Annotated in this window: 14 protein-coding genes and 1 pseudogene; 3 read left to right on the forward strand and 12 right to left on the reverse strand. The window is 52.6% G+C overall.

The window, feature by feature from the left end; translation table 11 throughout:
• Window positions 1-32 precede the first annotated feature (32 nt).
• The 10 genes and pseudogenes from MHI42_RS07665 to MHI42_RS07710 all read right to left on the reverse strand — a co-directional run.
• Window positions 33-333, reverse strand: a pseudogene (locus MHI42_RS07665) (endo-1,4-beta-xylanase); the annotation flags it as partial.
• A 105-nt stretch (window positions 334-438) separates the two neighbouring features.
• On the reverse strand, window positions 439-1,959 hold the full coding sequence (locus tag MHI42_RS07670) for a response regulator (protein WP_342423372.1): 1,521 nt from the start codon (window positions 1,957-1,959) through the stop codon (window positions 439-441).
• Window positions 1,952-3,760, reverse strand: coding sequence for a histidine kinase (locus tag MHI42_RS07675; RefSeq protein WP_342423373.1), 1,809 nt, complete (start codon window positions 3,758-3,760; stop codon window positions 1,952-1,954). The genes MHI42_RS07670 and MHI42_RS07675 overlap by 8 nt, the downstream gene beginning before the upstream one ends.
• A gap of 24 nt (window positions 3,761-3,784) precedes the next feature.
• The gene (locus tag MHI42_RS07680) at window positions 3,785-5,317 is read right to left on the reverse strand and encodes a response regulator transcription factor (RefSeq protein WP_342423374.1); all 1,533 of its coding nucleotides are present in this window, start codon (window positions 5,315-5,317) and stop codon (window positions 3,785-3,787) included.
• 130 nt (window positions 5,318-5,447) lie between these two features.
• Window positions 5,448-6,359 carry a carbohydrate ABC transporter permease gene (locus MHI42_RS07685; protein WP_042135910.1) on the reverse strand — a complete coding sequence of 304 codons (912 nt, stop codon included), beginning with the start codon at window positions 6,357-6,359 and terminating at the stop codon, window positions 5,448-5,450.
• A 14-nt stretch (window positions 6,360-6,373) separates the two neighbouring features.
• Window positions 6,374-7,360 (reverse strand): ABC transporter permease subunit, encoded by a 987-nt coding sequence (locus MHI42_RS07690; protein WP_340946716.1) that lies wholly within the window; start codon window positions 7,358-7,360, stop codon window positions 6,374-6,376.
• A 93-nt stretch (window positions 7,361-7,453) separates the two neighbouring features.
• Window positions 7,454-9,136, reverse strand: a complete 1,683-nt coding sequence (locus MHI42_RS07695; protein ID WP_342423375.1) for an extracellular solute-binding protein — start codon at window positions 9,134-9,136, stop codon at window positions 7,454-7,456.
• Between the two features lie 985 nt (window positions 9,137-10,121).
• A complete protein-coding gene (locus MHI42_RS07700) occupies window positions 10,122-10,247 on the reverse strand; it encodes a hypothetical protein (protein ID WP_342423376.1) in 126 nt (41 codons plus the stop codon).
• Between the two features lie 68 nt (window positions 10,248-10,315).
• The gene (locus MHI42_RS07705; protein WP_342423377.1) at window positions 10,316-12,565 is read right to left on the reverse strand and encodes a glycoside hydrolase family 95 protein; all 2,250 of its coding nucleotides are present in this window, start codon (window positions 12,563-12,565) and stop codon (window positions 10,316-10,318) included.
• A gap of 21 nt (window positions 12,566-12,586) precedes the next feature.
• Window positions 12,587-12,937 carry a zinc-binding dehydrogenase gene (locus tag MHI42_RS07710; RefSeq protein WP_342423378.1) on the reverse strand — a complete coding sequence of 117 codons (351 nt, stop codon included), beginning with the start codon at window positions 12,935-12,937 and terminating at the stop codon, window positions 12,587-12,589.
• A gap of 73 nt (window positions 12,938-13,010) precedes the next feature.
• Here MHI42_RS07710 and MHI42_RS07715 point away from each other — a divergent pair, with 73 nt between their 5' ends.
• Entirely contained in the window at window positions 13,011-13,307 is a 297-nt protein-coding gene (locus MHI42_RS07715; RefSeq protein ID WP_342423379.1) for a helix-turn-helix transcriptional regulator, read from the forward strand.
• Window positions 13,308-13,446: 139 nt separating this feature from the next.
• Here MHI42_RS07715 and MHI42_RS07720 read toward each other — a convergent pair whose 3' ends face one another.
• Complete coding sequence (locus tag MHI42_RS07720) at window positions 13,447-14,874, reverse strand: family 43 glycosylhydrolase (protein WP_342423380.1); 1,428 nt, start codon at window positions 14,872-14,874, stop codon at window positions 13,447-13,449.
• A 258-nt stretch (window positions 14,875-15,132) separates the two neighbouring features.
• On the opposite strand from MHI42_RS07720, the gene MHI42_RS07725 reads away from it, so the two are divergent.
• Both MHI42_RS07725 and MHI42_RS07730 read left to right on the forward strand, forming a co-directional pair.
• Window positions 15,133-16,278, forward strand: a complete 1,146-nt coding sequence (locus MHI42_RS07725; protein ID WP_342423381.1) for a glycosyl hydrolase family 8 — start codon at window positions 15,133-15,135, stop codon at window positions 16,276-16,278.
• A 79-nt stretch (window positions 16,279-16,357) separates the two neighbouring features.
• Window positions 16,358-17,122, forward strand: coding sequence for an AraC family transcriptional regulator (locus MHI42_RS07730; protein ID WP_076244356.1), 765 nt, complete (start codon window positions 16,358-16,360; stop codon window positions 17,120-17,122).
• 26 nt (window positions 17,123-17,148) lie between these two features.
• Here MHI42_RS07730 and MHI42_RS07735 read toward each other — a convergent pair whose 3' ends face one another.
• Complete coding sequence (locus tag MHI42_RS07735; RefSeq protein ID WP_342423382.1) at window positions 17,149-18,672, reverse strand: carboxylesterase family protein; 1,524 nt, start codon at window positions 18,670-18,672, stop codon at window positions 17,149-17,151.
• Window positions 18,673-18,873: the final 201 nt, after the last annotated feature.

Consider the following 18,873-nt stretch of genomic DNA (forward strand, 5'->3'; position numbering starts at 1 on the left):
AGCGATAAGATGGTTATAACAATTAGGATTGCGAAGCCGTCCAGCCAGATATAATCATCGGCCACGCCCCAGAAGGTCACCGAATCAATGGAAGCTTTGTATTCCAGCAGAAGGGCGAAGATCTCCGCATAACGCTCCTCAGGGAGCCTCAGCATTTCTAATGTTGGCGCTTTCAAGTCTGTGCGCTTATCCTCATGACGGAACATGGAGATATCCAGCTCCGTAATCAGGATTTTGAGCCCCAAAAGAGGCGTACAGCTCAAGGGCGCTGCGGATTTCTTCAATGGACGGGCCATAGATATTCCAATGGGCCTGCATGCCTATGCCGTGGACCTCCTGTGAATAACAGCATTGTTGGACAGCTATCTCTATCATAGCGAATTTGTATGCGTTTACCATTACCATACTAAATACATGGACCCTAATAAATTTATGAACCTATCCTTTATCAGACTGGGCCTGTTCGCGGAATGCCACCGGCTTCAGTGCCGTCCGTTTCTCAAACTCTCTCAGGAAATGGTGATAGTGCACATAACCTACACTCTCCACAATGCTCCTGACTGTGTCGCGGGTTTCGATCAGCCGCTTCTTGGCTGCTTCTATACGCAGATTGTGAATGTACTCCAGAATGCTGATCCCGTGCTTTTTGATGAAGGCCTGGCCCAGGTACACCGGATTGATATAGAAGTGCTCGGCAATCTCTTTTACAGTCAAATGCCTGGAATAATGATCCCGCAAGAAGCATTCTACGCGGATAAGCGGATGCTCGGAGTTACGTTCCTTGTGCTGCCGGATATAATTCATACTTGTTGCCAGCGCGCTCTGAAGGGTGGCTTGCAGGGCTTCCAGCGATTTGGGCTCTGTTCTGAAAAAATCAAGCGAGCCGATCCACGGATCGTCCGCTCCGCCGAATTCCTTCAGCAATTCCATGCTTCTCAGCATGATATCCATGCTGGTCATCTGTACAACTCCCGGATCTGTCCGGTTCTCCTTGAACACGCTGAACATTTCGTTCAGCTTCTCCTGAACCTTCTGCTCCTGCAGCCTTTCCACAGCGCTTATTATTTCCTCGAGCAACTCTGTGGCAGGGAGATTGTAGTTCACCTGGCCCTCGCCCTCAATGGCCGAATGCACCGGACCGCTTCCGTCTGAATAGAAATAGCGGCGGGCCGCAGCCCCTGCCGCTTCCCTGTAGGAGACAGGCAGCTCGCGGAGTGACTGCACACTCGGCCCGATGCTGACGGAGCCCTTCACACCGCTGCGGATCAGTCCGGCGTATAGCTGCTCCGCCAGCCCGGCCGTCCCCGCCGAGCTCTCCACAACCAGTCCGGCCTGATCGCCGGGCAGGTCAATGAACAGGGCGCCTGCGGGTCCGGCCAGCTCCCGGCAAAGGTCTGTGATATTGCTGCTATCGCCCTCCACATGCAGATACGTCCAGCCCGTGACGGTCTCATCCAGACGGTCCATCTGCTCGGCCGCCTCCTCTTCAGGCTCCGCCCAGTGGCCCTCAAGCATGCGTGCAATCGCCAGCGGCAGCAGCCGGCTCGCCAGCATGCTCTGCTGCATCCTCTGCTTAACGCGCAGCTCCAGCTCATCCGTAATGTCTGTAAGCACCTTATCCCATTCGGCCTCAACGACCGGCTTCAGCAGATAGTGTCTTACCCCATAACGAATGGCAGTTCTTGCATATTCAAATTCGCCGTAGCCGCTGAGAACGACGAAGATCGGCTGCTCCATCTCCAGGCTGCGCACGCGCCTTATCAGCTCCAGCCCGTCAATCTCTGGCATACGGATATCTGTAATCACTAGATCGGGCGAGCTTTGTACAATCGCAGCCAGCGCTTCCTCCCCGTTCTCACAGGCTCCGCAGATTTCAAAGCCCAGCTCTTCCCAATCCGTCTGCGTCCGCAATCCCTCTAATGCGATGGTTTCATCATCCGCAAGTACCACTTTATACATGAGATCCCTCCACTACCAGATCCAGGCTCAAGTCCTCGGGAATCCGGATGGTAATGACCGTCTGTTCATATTCGGTGCTCTCAATGCTGAACTTGGCTCTGCCGTTATAGTACAACTTCAAGCGTTTATACACATTGCGAAGCCCGACATTTTGTCCGGAATCCTGCTCCGTTTCCAGATGGGACTTGATCCATTCCAGCTTCTCCTTCTCGATTCCCTTGCCATTGTCCGTCACTACGATCAGCAGGCCTGCGTTATCCCTCGCCGCGGACACGTGGATTTCCCTTGCCCATTTGACCGACTGCAGGCCATGCTTGCAGGAATTCTCTACCAATGCCTGTATGCTCATCTTGGGAATCCGGCATTTCAGCACCTCCGGCTCAATATCCAGCACATAAGAGAACCGGTTCTGAAAGCGGAACTTCTCAATCTGCAGATACATTTCGATAAAAGAGACCTCTTCCTCTACAGTAATAAGATCATCCTTCCAGCTTAGCAGCCTGCGCATAATCAGAGCCAGATTGCGGATGACATCCGTGACTTGTTCATACTTATATTTCTTGCAGATGACCAATATGGCATTAAGCGTATTGAAGAGGAAATGAGGGTCCACCTGGCTTTCCAGATATTTCAGCTCCGCCCGTACCCGTTCAAGCTCCAGGTCCTTCTTCTGAATCTCCAGCTTATAGACATCATTGATCAGATTGCGGATTTTCCCGGTCATCAGATTGAAGCTGCGGATCAGTCCGCCGATTTCATCCTTCCCCTCATACATATCAATGCTCTCGAACTGTTCATATTTGACCAGCTTCATATGCTTGTAGAGCAATCTGACCCGCAGATTATAGGACCTTATAATCACAATCATGAGCAGGGTAGGGAGGATTATAGTTAATAGAGCAAGAATCAGTGAGATCCTTAGGGCATGTACCATTTCATGATTCACTTTCCGGCCCTCCGGAGTTCCGACCAGACGCCAGCCCTTGGTGTAGGCTGCACTGCTGAGCGTACGGACAATTTGCTTCGATGGCTGATCCAGGCTTGTGTCCACATTCAGCAGAGCATTGGCGTCCAGCGAGTAGAAGGATTGACCCGATGCCAGCACGATCCGGTCCTTCTCATCCAGTAGCTTGAAATCCAGATAATCGCGCTCCTTCTGGAACAGCTCCTGCACATTGTTCAGCCGCAGATCAATCCGCAAATACTTATTGTAGGGCTGGCCCGTAAAGTTATCCAGCTTGCGGATCAGGCTGACAAACACCTCCTGCTGGGGCGGATTAAGCGGGTTGGTCCCCTGGTAGGAGGTCAGCAATACCTTGTCTGTGCTGCTTGATATTTTGCGGTACCATTCACTCTGCTTATCCTTGTCTGACAGAATAAAATAGCTGCTGCCATTCTGGATTGTCGGATTGGACGTATATATGCCCATCCAGTAGATATAGGAGTGGAGATTGCTGTACTGCCGCAGCTTGTCCTTGAGAAAATCGTTATAGGCATCATAATAAGCCTCATTATCCGGGTAGGCATAATCCATCATCTCCATATAGGGCCGGTCTGCAGCCACCGTATTGCTGATCGCCACACATTCATTCACGATCTGCATCAGATCATAGACCACCCGGTCTACCGAAATCCCCAGATTCTCCCTCTCCCGTACTTCCACGTTGCGGCTGATCTGCACATAAAAAAGGGCGTTGATGCTGAGTATGGGGACGAGAACACACAGTAAGTAGATAAACAAAAACTTGTATTTGAGCGGAATATCATTGATGAAGGCAGACGGCTTCCGTTTATGCTTCATGCAAGTCCCCTCCTCCCCCTTGATTTAGCTCTTCTTGTATACGGTAGGCGTAACGCCGTTGAGCGCCTTGAACTTGGCCGCGAACACATCAGCGTCCGCATAGCCCACCCGGCTTGAGATATCGGAAATGCCCATATCGGTCCGGCGCAGCAGCTTCTTGGCTTCTTCAATGCGGTATTCATGGAGATAGTCGTTAAAAGAGCTGCCGTAATGCTTCCTGAACCGTTGTCCCAGGTAAGCGGAATTCACATGCAGAACTTTCGCAATATCCTGCAGCTTCAGCTTCTCCTGATAATGCCTGCGGACATACTCCGTCACGGCAGAGACTATCTGGTCCTCCCGCCTGCCGTCCGCAGCAGCTGCGAACCATTCTGCAGCCTCGCACAGCTCCTGCTCCGTCTGCCTCTCCAGCAGAGGCAGGCAGCTGGCCGTATACCGGGACGGAAACCATTTATTTACCCACTGCGCATAGTCTCCCCCTCTGGCGGTAATTTCACGTAGCAGCTCAGCTTTGATATTGGCCAGAAAAGCGTCGATCCATGAGCTTGAAGCCACCTCCGCCGAGAATATCTTGAACACATCGCGGAGTTGCCCGCTCAGGTGCTCAAGCTTCCCTTCAGTGACGGATTGCAGCAGCGATCTTCTCAGCTCTGCCGGAAGCATCGCCATCTGAGTCTTATCCTGCTTCTCGAAGAAGCCGGCCGCTCCGCCCTCCGCGGCATCCGGCCTGCACAGCTCAGCAGCCAGCGCATCCTGATAAGCCGCATTCAGAGCTTCCGGTCCGTGATGCTGAAGGCTTGCCGTGAAACAGACCGGAGTGCTGTACAAGGAACGTATTTCATCCATCCAGCTTGTGAGCATGGCCGGGTCAAGCTCCGGTCCTTCCTGCGGGGACACCAGCAAATATCCATGCTTCCCGCTTCCTGCGGTGAACGGATAGACGCTCAGGCTGCGCAGCGGCTCCTTGCCGCCCATGGCAGAGACCTGTTCACGCAGGTGAAGACTGTCAGGCGCTGTTCCATGGACCAGTATACAGCATATCCGCGAGGCGGGGGTGATCCCAAGGCTCTTCAGCCCCTTCTGCCGCTCCTCTTCCGTGTTCTCCCGCATCAGGAGCCGGGATACCGTATCCGCCTGCATCAGAGCCGAAAGAGCCTCGCGCCGTGAGGACACCTTGCGCTCCTTATGGATTTGGTCGGTTACGATCTGCAGCGCCTCTGTCAGCTCCTTCTCATCCAGAGGTTTGGTCAAATAGTTGGATACCCCGTACTTAAGCGCCCGCGTGGCATACTCAAAGTCGGCGTAGCCGCTGAAGATAATAAACTTGGGCCGGAAATCGGTTTTGGAAGCTCTTTTTATTAGTTCAAGACCGTCAATTACCGGCATGCGCACATCAGTTATAACCAGATCAGGGCGGGTACTGTGAATCAGCTCCAGCGCGTCCTCCCCGTCCAGAGCCTCACCGCATACTTCAAAGTTTAATTTCTCCCAGTCTACCAGGAATCGCAGCCCTTCCAGCATAAGCGGCTCATCGTCGGCAAACAGTACCTTAAGCATTGGATCACCCTCTTTATTTAAGTATTTTGAGTTCTGCAAGGCTCACCAGTATTGAACAGGAGAAACCGCTTCGGCTTCACCCGAAACGGTTATATTATCCATATTTTTCTTATATCATTCTAAATGACAATTATTCTTTCACGCTTCCCAGGTTCAACCCTACCACGAAATACTTCTGCAAGAAAGGGTAGACGAACAAAATCGGGACAGCCGTAACGATCGTAATTGCGGAACGGATGGAAGCCGGTGTAACCAAGGCCTGCACCTGATTATTCTGGCCTCCCGCAAGCATGGAAGGATCATTGTTCGTGCTCATCGTGGAACCCAGCAGCTTCATCATTTCATATTGCAGAGTGCTTAGCTTAAGATCAGAGGAAGCATAGAGGAAGGTATCGAACCAGGCATTCCATGAACCTACCGCAATGAACAAAGCAACTGTTGCCAGTACAGGAGTACACAGCGGGAAGATGATTTTCCAGAAAATCCGGAAATCACCCGCCCCGTCGATCTTCGCCGATTCGGTTAGACTGAACGGAAGACCGCGGATATAGGTCCGCATAATGATCAGGTTGAATGCGCTGACCAGACTCGGAAGGATATAGACCATGAAGCTATGAAGCAGGCCCATATTCTTGATCAGGAAGTAGTTCGGAATCAGGCCGGCATTGAAATACATGGTCAGGATGAACAGCAGGCCGATTTTTTTGCGGAAAATATATTGTGGCTGCGCCAGTGCATAAGCCAGCATAGTGGTGAGAAAAACACCGAGCAGCGTTGAGATTACCGTGCGGGATACCGAGATAAATGCGGCATGGTAGATCGTCCCTGAAACAAAGACCGCCTTGTAATTCTCCAGCGTCCACGAACGGGGCCAGAGATAGATTCCACCGGCCAGCGTGTCACTGCCGTCGTTGAACGAAACAGCCATCGTGTGGAGGAATGGATACAGGGTTACAGCAACCACAAAGAGCATGAACAGCGTGTTCAGTGTATGAAACACAACCGGCTCTATGCGGCTTGATCCTTTAGCTACAGCTTTCATAAGGGCTTCCTCCTTTAGATTAACCGCTCTTCGCCGAGACGTTTGGCAGTATAGTTGGCCATGAAGACGAGAATAACGCTGACGATGGTCTTGAAGATCCCTGCTGCCGTAGCCAGAGAATAGTTCCCCATAGAGATCCCGTACTTAATGACGAAGATGTCGATGGTCTGCGAATAGTCTATAGTAAGACCGTTGCCGAGCAGGTACTGAAGCTCAAAGCCGGCATCCAGAATATGTCCGATATTCATAATCAGCAGAATCACAAAGGTTGCTTTAATTCCCGGAAGAGTGACAAAACGCATTTTTTGCAGACGCGTAGCGCCGTCGATGGATGCTGCCTCATACAGGGAAGGGTCAATGGAGGTAATCGCGGCCAGATAGATAATCGTGCCCCAGCCTACTTCTTTCCACACGTTGGAAGCTCCGACAATGCCCCAGAAATACTTGCCTTCACTGAGCCACATAATCGGATCTTTGATCAGGTGAAGCTTCATTAGAATGACATTGACAATCCCGTCATCTATGGACAGGGAGGTAGCCACAATACCCGCTGCGATAACCCAGGACAGAAAGTGCGGCAAATATGAAATTGACTGGACGATACGTTTGAAGAACTTGAGTCTAATCTCATTCAGCAGCAAAGCCAGGCCGATGGCCGTCACCGTACCAAGTACAAGATTGATGAAGCTCATGGCTACCGTGTTGCGCAGCACCAGCATGAAGGTCTCATCGGAGAATAAGAATTTGAACTGCTGGAAGCCTACCCACTCCTGCTGGCCGAAGGACAGCGCCGGGCGGTAATTCTGAAAGGCCATAATCCAGCCCCAAACGGGTACATAGTTAAAAATAATTAGATAGATGGCAATCGGCACAGACATGAAAATAAGCTGTTTCTGTATCTTTAGCGTCTTCCAGCTGAGGCTCACACCGATTTCCGGATCGACTTTGCTTCTACGGGTCTTCTGTTTCTTGACCTGTTTGTCCAGTACGGCATCAGACATGTAGTATTCCCTCCTGTGTAATCGTTCTCTCCACTCCTATTTAGGAAGAGCGGGAAAGTTCATTTCCCGCTCCGTTTCAAGCCTTAGTGCCGCTTACTTGACGCTCCATTTTTCGATACGCTGCTGGATGCCTTCATTAATCCGGTCTTCGTAGGCCTTGATGTCCAGCTTGTGGATTTTGTCCACATAATCCTGCCATACGCCTTCGAACTCATCCGGACTGGCCATAATGGCTTTGGGCAGGAATTTAACCTGAAGGTCATTCAGCTTGGACTGTGCAAGCTGAGCTGGCGAGCCATCCTTAAGCACGATGGAGTACGCCGGGAAGTAGATATGGTTCTCTTTGGGTTCCTTGAAGAATTCAGACCAGGATTTCTTGTTGTACGCCTTCAGAATCTTCTGGTCATACGGCTTCAGGCTGTCGAAGAATTCCTGTGGCTGCGTACCCGGATCTGCTGCATTTCCATCGCTGTACGTACCTTGAATCTTTGGCATATAACCGTGCATACCTGTGATTTTGTTAGCTACCTGCCAGCTTGTCTGGTCTGCGTTCGCCCGTTGTTCCGGTGTACGGTAGAACGAACCGTCCGCATTCACTTCATAATCCTCGCCCTTGACTCCCCATTGGATCGTCTTCTGCCATTCCTCAGTGATCATCTGATCCCAGAATTTGATAATGCGCTCAGGGTCCTTGGCATTGATCGAAATGCCGAAGCCGCGGTTGGTGCCGACTGCTCCGCGGTCACGGTACCATTCTTCAGCACCCGGATAGAGCAGAGGGAAGCCGATATACGTATCTTCGATTTTGCCCTGGGAGATCAGGGAAGTCTCGCCGTCCTGGAAGTTCCAGTGCTGGTCAAACATACCGACGACCTTGCCGCTTGCGATTTTGGCCAGATACTGGTCATAGTTCTGCACGAACGCTTCCTTATCCATCAGCCCTTGAGCGTTAATCTCATTAAGCTTCTTGTAGTAGTCCTTGGACATATCCTTGTCGGCAAAAATCTGCGCTACATTGTTGTCTACAACCACCGCTCCGTCATTCGGATGTCCTGACAGATGCTCAGGCGCATTCTGCAGCGGGAACACACGCCAGTCGAAGTTGAGCGATTCGAACCCGATGACATCCGGGTGTTTTTCTTTATATTTGGCAATGATATCGAAATATTCATCAAGGGTCTTAGGCGTTGGATAGCCCATTTCCTCCAGCACCTTCTTTTGCAGCCAGAAGCCTGGTCCCTGGTAAGTCGGTTCAGTAATTTTACCTTGATATACGCCATAGCTTGGCAGTACATAGATGTGGCCGTCACTCTCATCCTTGATCTGGTTCCACACATCGGCATAATGCTTCTTCAGGTTGGGCGCGTACTTCTCAATCAGATCCTCAAGCGGAATGTAAGCCTTGGCATTGATCAGCTTGTCGTCCCCTGACATGATGTCCGGATAGTCACCTCCGGCAATCATGACACCCAGCTTCTGCTGCAGGTCGCCGACCAGGAATTCCATATTGAAGCTGACCCCGGTTTTTTCTTTCATCAGTTTGAGAATTTTGTTGTCAGGTGTCGGCTGCTGCCCGGGACCACTCATAAATACCGAGAATGTTACCGGAGCATTATCGTCTCCGGCTGCTGCCGGACTGGCGTTTCCTCCACTGGCGTTATCTTTGCTTCCGGTATTGCTGCTGTTGTTGCCAGAACCACAGCCTGTAAGTGCCAGTGTGAGTGCTAATACACCGGCTGCCGCGGCCTTGGCTGAACGTTTTGCCGTTTTGTGCATGTTGTTATGCCTCCCCTTTTTGGCTAATCGCTTATGCTTATAAATTCTCTTGTTGACATCTCTAATTATACGTTTTCAGAATGCGCTTACAATTCATAAACTATAGTACTTCCCCCCCGAAAATTCGATAAAAAGAAAACGCTTGCTTGCTGCGCGGCAACTGAATTTCCGTTCTTTAGTACAGGAGCAGCCAGCGGTTGTTGATCCGCTCCTGGTATTTCAACTGACTTAATGCACCCGCTGACGATTACACAATTGCAGCTATAAATGAAGAACAAGATAGATAGTTTTCACTATTCTTTTGCCTGCGCACATCGGGCGGATTCAGGGGCACTTTTGCTCTTCGTTTCCTCTTGTCGCCGACTTTCGGTGGATTCAGGGGCACTTTTGCTCCTCATTTCCTCTTGTCGCCGACTTTCGGCGGATTCAGGGGCACTTTTGCTCCTCAGTTCCTCTTGTCGCCGACTTTCGGTGGATTCAGGGGCACTTTTGCTCTTCTTTTCCTCTTACCGCCCGCTTTCGTTCCTGAACATCACCGACTTTTGGCGGAATTAGTGGGATTTATCCCTTTCATTCCCGTGCATCGCCCACTTTCCGCGGAATTAGAGGGATTTATCCCTTTCATTTCCGTGTATCGCCGACTTTCGGCGGAATTAGTGGGATTTATCCCTTTCATTCCCGCGCATCGCCCACTTTCGGCGGAATTAGTGGGATTTATCCCTTTCATTTCCGCACATCGCCCACTTTCGGCGGAATTAGTGGGATTTATCCCTTTCATTCCCGCGCATCGCCCACTTTCGGCGGAATTAGTGGGATTTATCCCTTTCATTCCCGCGCATCGCCGACTTTCGGGCAGGTCTATTTTATACGCAGAATTTCCTGCATAATCACAGAAAAGGATTGGCGCAAATGCGCCAATCCCAGCACAATCTTCTATAATCATCCACTCTGACGGTATCCTGTTTCCGTAGTCTTCTATAATCAGCTACTCTGCCAGCTTCCTGTTTCCGCAGTCTTCTATGATCATCCGCTCTGCCAGCTTCCAGTTTCCGTAGTCTTCTTTAATCCTCCGCTCTGCCAGCTTCCAGTTTCCGCAATTTTCTATAATCATCAACTCTGCCAACATCCTGTTTACGCAATCTTCCATAAACTTCTACCCTGTCAGCTTCCGGCTCACGCTTACCGGGTAAACGTATAAGAGCCTCCCGCTTCCCCTGTGAACGAAACGGGATCCAGCCCCGGGCCTTCGATCCGGCAAGGACCGGATACGGTACATGATACCACCGCTTCCGTAACGAGTCCATCGGCCCACGCGAAGTCGAGGGTATAGCCGCCTCTTGCCCGCAGACCCTTCATACTGCCCTCGCTCCAGCTTGCAGGCAGCGCGGGCAGCAGTCTGATGGTATCCGTGTGACTCTGCAGCAGCATCTCGGCAATTCCCGCGGTTCCTCCGAAATTCCCGTCAATCTGGAACGGCGGATGGTTGTCGAACAGATTAGGCAGGGTCGAATGCTCCAGCAATGCCCGTACATTCGTGTAGGCTTTGCTCTCATCCTGCAGTCTGGCCCAGAAGTTAATGATCCAGGCCCGGCTCCAGCCGGTATGTCCGCCGCCGCTTGCAAGTCTGCGCTCCAGCGTAGTCCGGGCTGCTGCAGCCAGCTCCGGCGTATGCTCTACCGTGAAGGCATCCCCGGGATACAAGGCGAACAGATGGGAGATATGACGGTGTCCCGGCTCCACCTCTTCGTAATCCTCCATCCACTCCTGAATTTGGCCGTATTTCCCGATTTGCGGTCCAGGCAGCCGGTCCAGAGCAGAGCGCAGTTCTTCGCGGAACGCCTCATCCCGGCCGATAATCTCGGCACTGCGGACGACGGCCTTGAACAACGCTTCAATGATCTGGAAGTCCATGGAGGCCCCGGCGCACAGCACGCCCGATTCCCCGCCAGGCAGCTGATACGTATTCTCCGGCGAGACGGACGGGCAGGTAATCAGCCGGCCAGCCTCATCCTCTATCAGGTAATCCAGCAGGAACTGCGCAGATTCCTTCATGGTATCGTACACCTGCGCCAGATAATAACGGTTCTGGCTGAACTGGTAATGCTCCCACAGATGCAGGCATAACCAGGCCGCACCCAGCGGCCAAAAGGACGCAGGGAGATAGGTGTCCTGCGGAGCAGTATCTGCCCAGATGTCCGTATTGTGATGCGCCGTGAAGCCTCCGCAATCGTACATTACCCTGGCCGTCACCCGTCCCGGCTGCCGCATCCGTTCAATCAAATCGAACAGTGGCTCATGGCATTCCGCCAGATTGCAGATTTCAGCAGGCCAGTAGTTCATTTGCGCATTGATATTGATCGTAAATTTGCTATCCCAGGCCGGGGTGAAGCTGTCATTCCAGATTCCTTGCAGATTCGCAGGCAGGGAACCTGGACGGCTGGAGGAGATCAGCAAATAACGGCCATACTGGAAATAGGTTGTGATCAGCCCGTGATCCTCCTCCCCCTGCTGAAACCGCTTCAGCCGTTCGCCGGTCGGCAGCCCGTGTAGCTTCGGGTTCTCAGGGAGCGTCAGCGCAACCCGCCCGTACAAGCTGCGGTAATCCGCAATATGACGGGCCAGCAGCTCTTCATAGGGAACCCGGCTCAGTTCTTCAATCTGCATCTTGGCATGCAGCGCCGGATCGGGATGGCGGAATGTAGTTCCTGCGGCAAGCAGCAGCGTAACCGAGTTTGCCCCCTCCACAAGCAAATATTCTCCGATATTGCGGCAGGTGCCGTCTTCCGTAACTGCCTTCAATACGGCAGCGAAGGAGCTGCCTCCGCGGCCTCCGCATTCTCCGCTCATCACCAGTCCGCTGTTCTGCCACTTCTCCGTCTTCTCCAGCATTCTCCAGTTCTGGCGGTTGAACCTGGCCTTCAGGGAGATTGCGTTCTTCCGGTCGGAGGTCAACCGAACCACTATGGCCTGATCCGGGAAGCTCGCAAACAGCTCACGGGTATACCGGACCCCGCCGGTGGAATAGCTCACCCGGGATACGCCGCGCTCCAAATCAAGCTCCCGTCTATAATCCGCAGCCGGCTGCTCATGCCCGCCGAACGACAGCAGCAGCTCGCCCAGCGGCAGATAATGGCGCTGCGCTTCCGGCAGTCCCGTCATCGTCATCGCGGCGAGTTCCTCCGCCTCCTTCAGCTTCCCCTCAAGGATCAGCTTGCGGAGCTTGGGCAGATGAGGCAGCGCATCTTCGTTGTTGCGGTCACGCGGACCTCCGTACCATACGGAATCCTCATTGAGCTGAAGCTTCTCCTCGGCTGCCCTGCCGAAGATCATCGCTCCGAGCCGCCCGTTGCCGATCGGCAGCGCCTCATTCCATTCCTGCGCCGGTTCACTGTACCATAACCGCTGCTGGCTCTGTTCCTTGCTTGTCATCGCTATTCCGCTCCTTCGTATTTAATCCAGCTCTACCAGTGCCTTGATTACCTTGGACTCCGGATTCAGCCAGCGCTCGAACTGGCCGGTCATATCTTCGAATGAGCAGCGGTGGGAAATATAGCTGTCCACCTCAATATAACCGTCAGTGATGGCCCGAATCACCTGTTCAAAATCCTCCCGGGTCGCATTTCTGCTCCCCTGCACGGTCATTTCCCGCGCATGGAAATCCGGATCATTAAAGGTTATATCACCTTTGACCAAGCCGACATAAGTCAACGTTCCTCCATGCCCAACCAGGCCAAAAGCACCCTCCATCGAGGAGATATTGCCGGTGGAATCAATGACATATGGCAGGAAGTACGGGCTCACCCGAAAGAATCCGGAGCCGGAACCCCGCCACAGGCGCGAATACAACCGGCAAATCAGGGAAGTGCTGAGCTATATGGAGCAGCATTCCCGTGACAGGCTGGAGCTGGATCAGCTTGCCTCCGTTGTATCGCTTAGCCGCTCGCATTTCTGCAAGTTTTTCAAAGCCCAGACCGGCATGCGCCCAATGGAGTATTTGAACTATATCCGCATCAGCCAAGCGGCCAGTCTGCTCCGCAGCGGGTCATACAACGTGCTGGAGGCTGCGCTGGAGTCAGGCTATCAGCATGTCAACTACTTCTCGAAGTGGTTCAGGCATTATATGAACATGACGCCTTCAGACTACAAGGCCCGTTATTCTTCCGGGGTGTAGCGGTAGTGCGCTTAGCCTAGCTACCTTCATAGCGGCTCGCTCCCTGCTTCCTGCTTACAGCTTGCAGCAACAACAAGCAGCACCCGGGAACTTCCAAGTGCTGCTTGTGCATCAAGCCATATTCAGCATATTCTCCGGGTTATTCCAGCGTAAACGAAGCAAGCTGGGCGCCGCCGTTGCCGGTGTACGTGAAATACAGCGCCTGAACGCCGTCCGGAATCGCCACTTCCGCAGTGTATTCTTTCCAGACATTCGTGAACCCTACCGGGATACGTCCGAGTGCCGGGCCGTCCCAGGCCGCTTTCACCTCGAACTCGCCGTGGCAATAGCCGCGCACCTTAATGGAAACCCGGGTAACCCCTTCACAATTGAAATATTTGAATCCGGCGGTAGCCGAGTCGGTCATATTGGAAATATAGCCGGTCTCTTCATCGCCATCCTTGCCGTCCTGGGTAATCTTCGGGAACCGGCTGTCCATCCAGGCACCAATCCGGCCGAAACCTCCGGTGTACATCTCCTGATCCTTACAGAATAAGTGGCAGGCCAGATACGCCGGATATTCGCCGCGCCCTTCGAGCGGGCCTCCGTTTGGACCGCAGGAGGTCATCTCCACCTGGGGGATCGTGCCGTCTGCGCGGAATTCAATCCGCTCGATGCAGCCCTGGCGGGAGAATGCTGTCCCGTTGGTATGGCGGTGGTAGAAGATATACCATTCTCCATTAACCTCTACAATACTGCCATGGTTATTGCCGCCATAATACATCGGCTGGTCCGCAGGCTTATACGTATCAATATGCAGGTCGCAATTGCTTACAATGACTCCCTGATAGACGAAGTCCCGGGTCGGATGCTTACTGGTCGCATAACACAGCTCATGCATCGAGATCGAAGAATAGATCAGGTAGTAGATATCCCCTCTTTTGCGGATAGACGGGGCCTCGAAGAACTCATAGCCTTCAAATCCTGTCCCCCCGCTGTAAGGCTGACTCGGCGCTACGAACACAGGCTCCTCAATAATCGTAAGCATATCGGGACCCAGCACGGTAGCCATGGCGCCGTGTCTGGACTTGTCCCCGTATCCGCAGAAGCCGGTGTACAGGTAAGTGGTGTCTCCTTCGGTCAATACCCCCGGATCAAACTGCGGCTCGTCGCCTTCCCGTTCGCCCAGACGCGTACCGTCACCGTAGGTTACATAGCCGTAGAATTCATATTTGCCGCCAGGCTTGCCGCAGACAGCCACCGATACGACAGGAACCTTGTCCAGTACATAGTAGAGATAATACCGTCCGTCCGGGCCCTTCGTCACATCCGGTGCATAGAGGCACATGCTGCCTTCCGGGTTCAGCGGGTCATCCGTAGTCCGGTAGATCACACCTTCATATTGCCAATCGGCCAGATTGTCCTCAGGAGCAGACCAGCAGGCATAGTCGTTCAGACAGAAGGCGTGTCCGTTAAACCGGTCATGTGAGCCATACACATACACTCTGCCTTCAAATACATAAGGTTCAGCATCCGGAATATATTCACAGGATGGCAGATACGGATTGAATCCCTGTTGTTGCGTCATTTCTGTTGTCCCCCTAGTTGTTCGTTATTACCTGATATGTCGGGCTACGCCAGCACCGTCACCTGTATGTCCCTATCCCTTTCAGTATAGAGAAGCCGCTTTAGCGAAGTCCATGACATATAGACACCTAAGATTGATCTATCCTTAGATGATTGGACGCGGCCGGACTCACCTATAAATTTTAAGGAAAACGCTTTAATTTCTATACTGCCGGTTATGTTATACTTTGGGCAAAATGCTATCCATTGGAGGATTGTTATGAATCTTTTCACAGAAGGCTCCTTTTATACGGGAAAATACAGAAACCTGTTCCTTGAGAACGGTCTGGAGGCAGAGGCGATCTCCCAGAGGCTTGAAGATACCTGGAACGAGCTGTTCTACGGCGCTCCCGGGGTCCGAATCTACCATCCTATGGGTGACGATAAGGGATATATCGTAGATACCGGCAATACCGATGTGCGTACCGAAGGCATGTCCTACGGGATGATGATGGCGGTTCAAATGGATAAAAAGGAGGAATTCGACCGGCTCTGGAAGTTCGCCAAGGTCTATATGCAGCATAAGGAAGGCCGTTACAAGGATTATTTTGCCTGGCACTGCAAGCTGGACGGCACGCGGCTGTCTCCCGGTCCGGCGCCTGACGGTGAAGAGTTCTTCGCCATGGCGCTGTTCTTTGCGTCGGCGCGCTGGGGCGACGGCGCCGAGCCGTTCAACTATTCCGGGCAGGCCAGAATCATTCTCCGCGCCTGTGTACACAAAGGCGAAGACGGAGAAGGCGATCCCATGTGGGACCCTGCAACCCGGCTGATTAAGTTCATTCCCGAGACCCCATTCAGCGACCCTTCCTACCATTTGCCGCATTTCTATGATTTATTCGCTCTGCAGGCAGATGAAGCGGACCGGGCATTCTGGAAGGATGCGGCAGCCCAAAGCAGAGCCTATCTGCATGAGGCCTGCCATCCCGAAACCGGCCTGTCGCCGGAATACGCCAATTATGACGGGACTCCGGCTGAACCCCAGCCGCACGGTGACTTCCGCCACTTCTTCAGCGATGCATACCGGGTCGCCGCCAACATCGGGCTGGACTATGAATGGTTCCGCTGTGACCCTTGGCAGGTGGAGCAGTCTAACCGGATTCAGGCGTTCTTCCGTGACACCAAGCCTGAGGATTACCGGCGTTATACCATTGACGGGCAGCCGTTTGACGAGCTTTCCCTGCATCCGGTCGGCCTGCTGGCTACACTGGCTATGGCCTCGCTTGCAGCCGATGGACCGGATGCCGGGCCTTTCGTCAAGCTGTTCTGGCATACGCCGCTTCGTACAGGGGAGCGCCGGTATTACGACAACTGCCTGTACTTCTTCACTATGCTGGCGCTGAGCGGAAACTACCGGATTTATAGATAGACAGGGAACCCGCTCCTGACAGGGGCGGGTTCTTATATTTGCTATGCTAGTACGCCATGCCTGCCAGGAGGAGAACGTGATGGCCCTTATACACTATGTTGAGTGTAATACTTCACACGCCGGTAATTTTGTTATTGATGTTCCCGTAGGCTCTCATTGGCTGCTTGTTATTACCAAGACTCCAGCAGAGTTCTGGGTACATGGCGGACTTAAGCTCTATCCCGCTCACAATGTAATCCTCTATCGTCCACAGCAAAAAGTCTATTACCGGGCCAGCGCCGGTCAATTCGTCAATGACTGGCTCCGCTTCGAATCCGATGAACCTTATATCACGGAATCTCCGCTTCCTTTTGGTGTGCCCTTTGCGTTAAGTGACCCTGACTACTGCCAAAAGCTGCTTGAGCTGATGGTCAGCGAACACAATTTCAACCGGAATTGCAAAGAATCCTCCATCGATTATCTGCTCCGGACCTTATTCAACAAACTGTGGGAATCCTATTTCCAGGATAATATTACACCTCAATATTACAAATTGCTGAAGCTGCGCACGGCTATTCAGAGCAACCCCGGGGATTACTGGACCGTGTCAAAAATGGCTGATTTTCTCCTCATTAGCCCGGGCTATCTTCAGAACATTTACAAAAAAACATTCGGAATCTCCTGCATGGATGATGTCATCAGCAGCCGGATCCGTATGGCCAAGGAATACCTCATTCACAATGCCCAGAGCATTGCCGATGTGGCTTCAAGGTGCGGATATCAGAATGTGGAACACTTCTGCCGGCAGTTCAAGCAAATGACCGGGCATACGCCGAGAAATTTCCAGAAGCAGGCCAAACGCTAGAATTGGAGCTCTTCAATCAAACCGGTTTATTCGCGGTTCCTGAAATATTGCTGAACAAGGAAATTCATCATGGCCTCCGGTTGTTGTCCGGAAAACTCCGCCTTGTCTGCAAACAGCATCCCGTACGGCGCGTCCGGGGTATACGGCTCCCACCGGGGTAATTCCGCTCCTGTGGAGTCTGGGCCGTTAGGGTCTCCGGAACGGATGAAATGGGCCCAATAATTGCACATCTGCCGGGCCAAATCATAATGCTTGCCGGTAAAAGGCCTCCAGCATTTGGCGAGCGTCTCGAAGAAGAACCAGAGATCCACAGAGTGGAAGGTGCCGGGATTATCCCAGCCCGGTATTTCAGCATCGAAATTATAATAGTAAAGCGGAGTTTCGCTGCCGGTGTCGGCATTGGCCCGCGCAGCAATGCGAATCGCATATTCTATTCCGCTAACCGAAGCTCTCTGTCTGGCTTCCTCTATTGGAACTGTCTGATCTCCGCAAAGCTCGAGGAATGTACCGGCATCCTCACCGAACATATCTGCGGCCAGCTTCTTGAGCTCGGCGAATGTCCCGGCGTCCGGGGTACTAAAGAACTCCGAGGAGGTATGACCCAGCATTACCGGTACCTTCAAGCGCTTGTTCTGAAGAAACAATTCGAACGGGTTGCCTGTCTGGAATCTCTGGTCTGCAACCGTGCCCCAGAATCCCCCGTACTCTACGGCCTTGTCCCGAAGATAGACCGCATCCAGCTGCCGGGCTTCTGCAAGTGAGGATACGCCCAGGTAATTGAAGAACCGGGTACCGTCATGCTCAGCCTCCTGCAGATCACTGCGGTGAGGAGGCAGCAGGGTTCCCGGATACAGCTTTGTGAAAATCCCGCTTTCAACAATCGCCCTCTGAAATAGACCTTCGTTCTGTGGTGAAGTGAGCTGGCTCATGACACTCCCGCCGCCGGCTGACTGTCCGCCGATGGTGATATTGTCCGGATCGCCTCCGAATGCCGCAATATTGCGCTTCACCCAGCGGGTCGCTGCCTGTTGATCGAGGTTTCCAAAGTTGGCGGGCGCCTCCGGCGCTTCCGCTGTTATTTCCGGATGGCAAAGAAATCCGAAGGCATTCAGGCGGTAGTTGATTGTCACTACCACTATGCCTCTGCGTGCAATACGTTCACCGTCAAATTCCATCTCAGCCGGATGGCCTACCTGCAGACCTCCGCCAAAATACCATACGTATACGGGGAGCTTCTCGCCCGGAAGTTTAGCTGGTGTCCATACGTTCAGGTACAGACAATCCTCGCTCATCGCGATGTCCGGTTCTACGGCCCATTCGCGGGTATAGATGTTATTATCATCCAGCTCTTGCCTTACCTGCATGGAGACCGGTGCGAACTGGTAAGCATGCAGCACACCTTCCCAGTCTGCAGCCGGCTGCGGCGCCCGCCAGCGGTTATCTCCTATAGGCGGAGCAGCGAAGGGTATCCCCTTGAAGCTTGTAATCCGGGGATCGGCTGCCGGCAGTCCCTGGACTGTCCCGTTTTCGACTTTTATTATTCTAAGCATGTTTCCGGCTCCTTTGTGAAGGTGAATGCGTTTTCATTAACTTATACTAGAAATTCTAATTTACCGCCCCATCTAAAACAATGATCTAAGCCAAATCATATTTGATGTATTCTAACATTCTAGTGAATCAGAGTTAATGGCTCCACAAAAAAATCCCCCTACGGGTAAGCCGGCACGTAAGAACATCTTACAGATGTCTTC

Source organism: Paenibacillus sp. FSL E2-0178 (assembly GCF_038593005.1).
GTDB classification, from domain to species: domain Bacteria; phylum Bacillota; class Bacilli; order Paenibacillales; family Paenibacillaceae; genus Paenibacillus_AQ; species Paenibacillus_AQ phytohabitans.

Excerpts from the sequence above, each read along its gene's own strand:
- MHI42_RS07730 (WP_076244356.1), top strand. The coding sequence starts at position 16,358 with ATGGCCCTTATACACTATGTTGAGTGTAATACTTCACACGCCGGTAAT.
- MHI42_RS07720 (WP_342423380.1), bottom strand. The coding sequence starts at position 14,874 with ATGACGCAACAACAGGGATTCAATCCGTATCTGCCATCCTGTGAATAT.
- MHI42_RS07670 (WP_342423372.1), bottom strand. The coding sequence starts at position 1,959 with ATGTATAAAGTGGTACTTGCGGATGATGAAACCATCGCATTAGAGGGA.
- MHI42_RS07705 (WP_342423377.1), bottom strand. The coding sequence starts at position 12,565 with ATGACAAGCAAGGAACAGAGCCAGCAGCGGTTATGGTACAGTGAACCG.
- MHI42_RS07735 (WP_342423382.1), bottom strand. The coding sequence starts at position 18,672 with ATGCTTAGAATAATAAAAGTCGAAAACGGGACAGTCCAGGGACTGCCG.
- MHI42_RS07675 (WP_342423373.1), bottom strand. The coding sequence starts at position 3,760 with ATGAAGCATAAACGGAAGCCGTCTGCCTTCATCAATGATATTCCGCTC.
- MHI42_RS07725 (WP_342423381.1), top strand. The coding sequence starts at position 15,133 with ATGAATCTTTTCACAGAAGGCTCCTTTTATACGGGAAAATACAGAAAC.
- MHI42_RS07695 (WP_342423375.1), bottom strand. The coding sequence starts at position 9,136 with ATGCACAAAACGGCAAAACGTTCAGCCAAGGCCGCGGCAGCCGGTGTA.
- MHI42_RS07700 (WP_342423376.1), bottom strand. The coding sequence starts at position 10,247 with ATGATTATAGAAAATTGCGGAAACTGGAAGCTGGCAGAGCGGAGGATT.
- MHI42_RS07715 (WP_342423379.1), top strand. The coding sequence starts at position 13,011 with ATGGAGCAGCATTCCCGTGACAGGCTGGAGCTGGATCAGCTTGCCTCC.
- MHI42_RS07680 (WP_342423374.1), bottom strand. The coding sequence starts at position 5,317 with ATGCTTAAGGTACTGTTTGCCGACGATGAGCCGCTTATGCTGGAAGGG.
- MHI42_RS07685 (WP_042135910.1), bottom strand. The coding sequence starts at position 6,359 with ATGAAAGCTGTAGCTAAAGGATCAAGCCGCATAGAGCCGGTTGTGTTT.
- MHI42_RS07690 (WP_340946716.1), bottom strand. The coding sequence starts at position 7,360 with ATGTCTGATGCCGTACTGGACAAACAGGTCAAGAAACAGAAGACCCGT.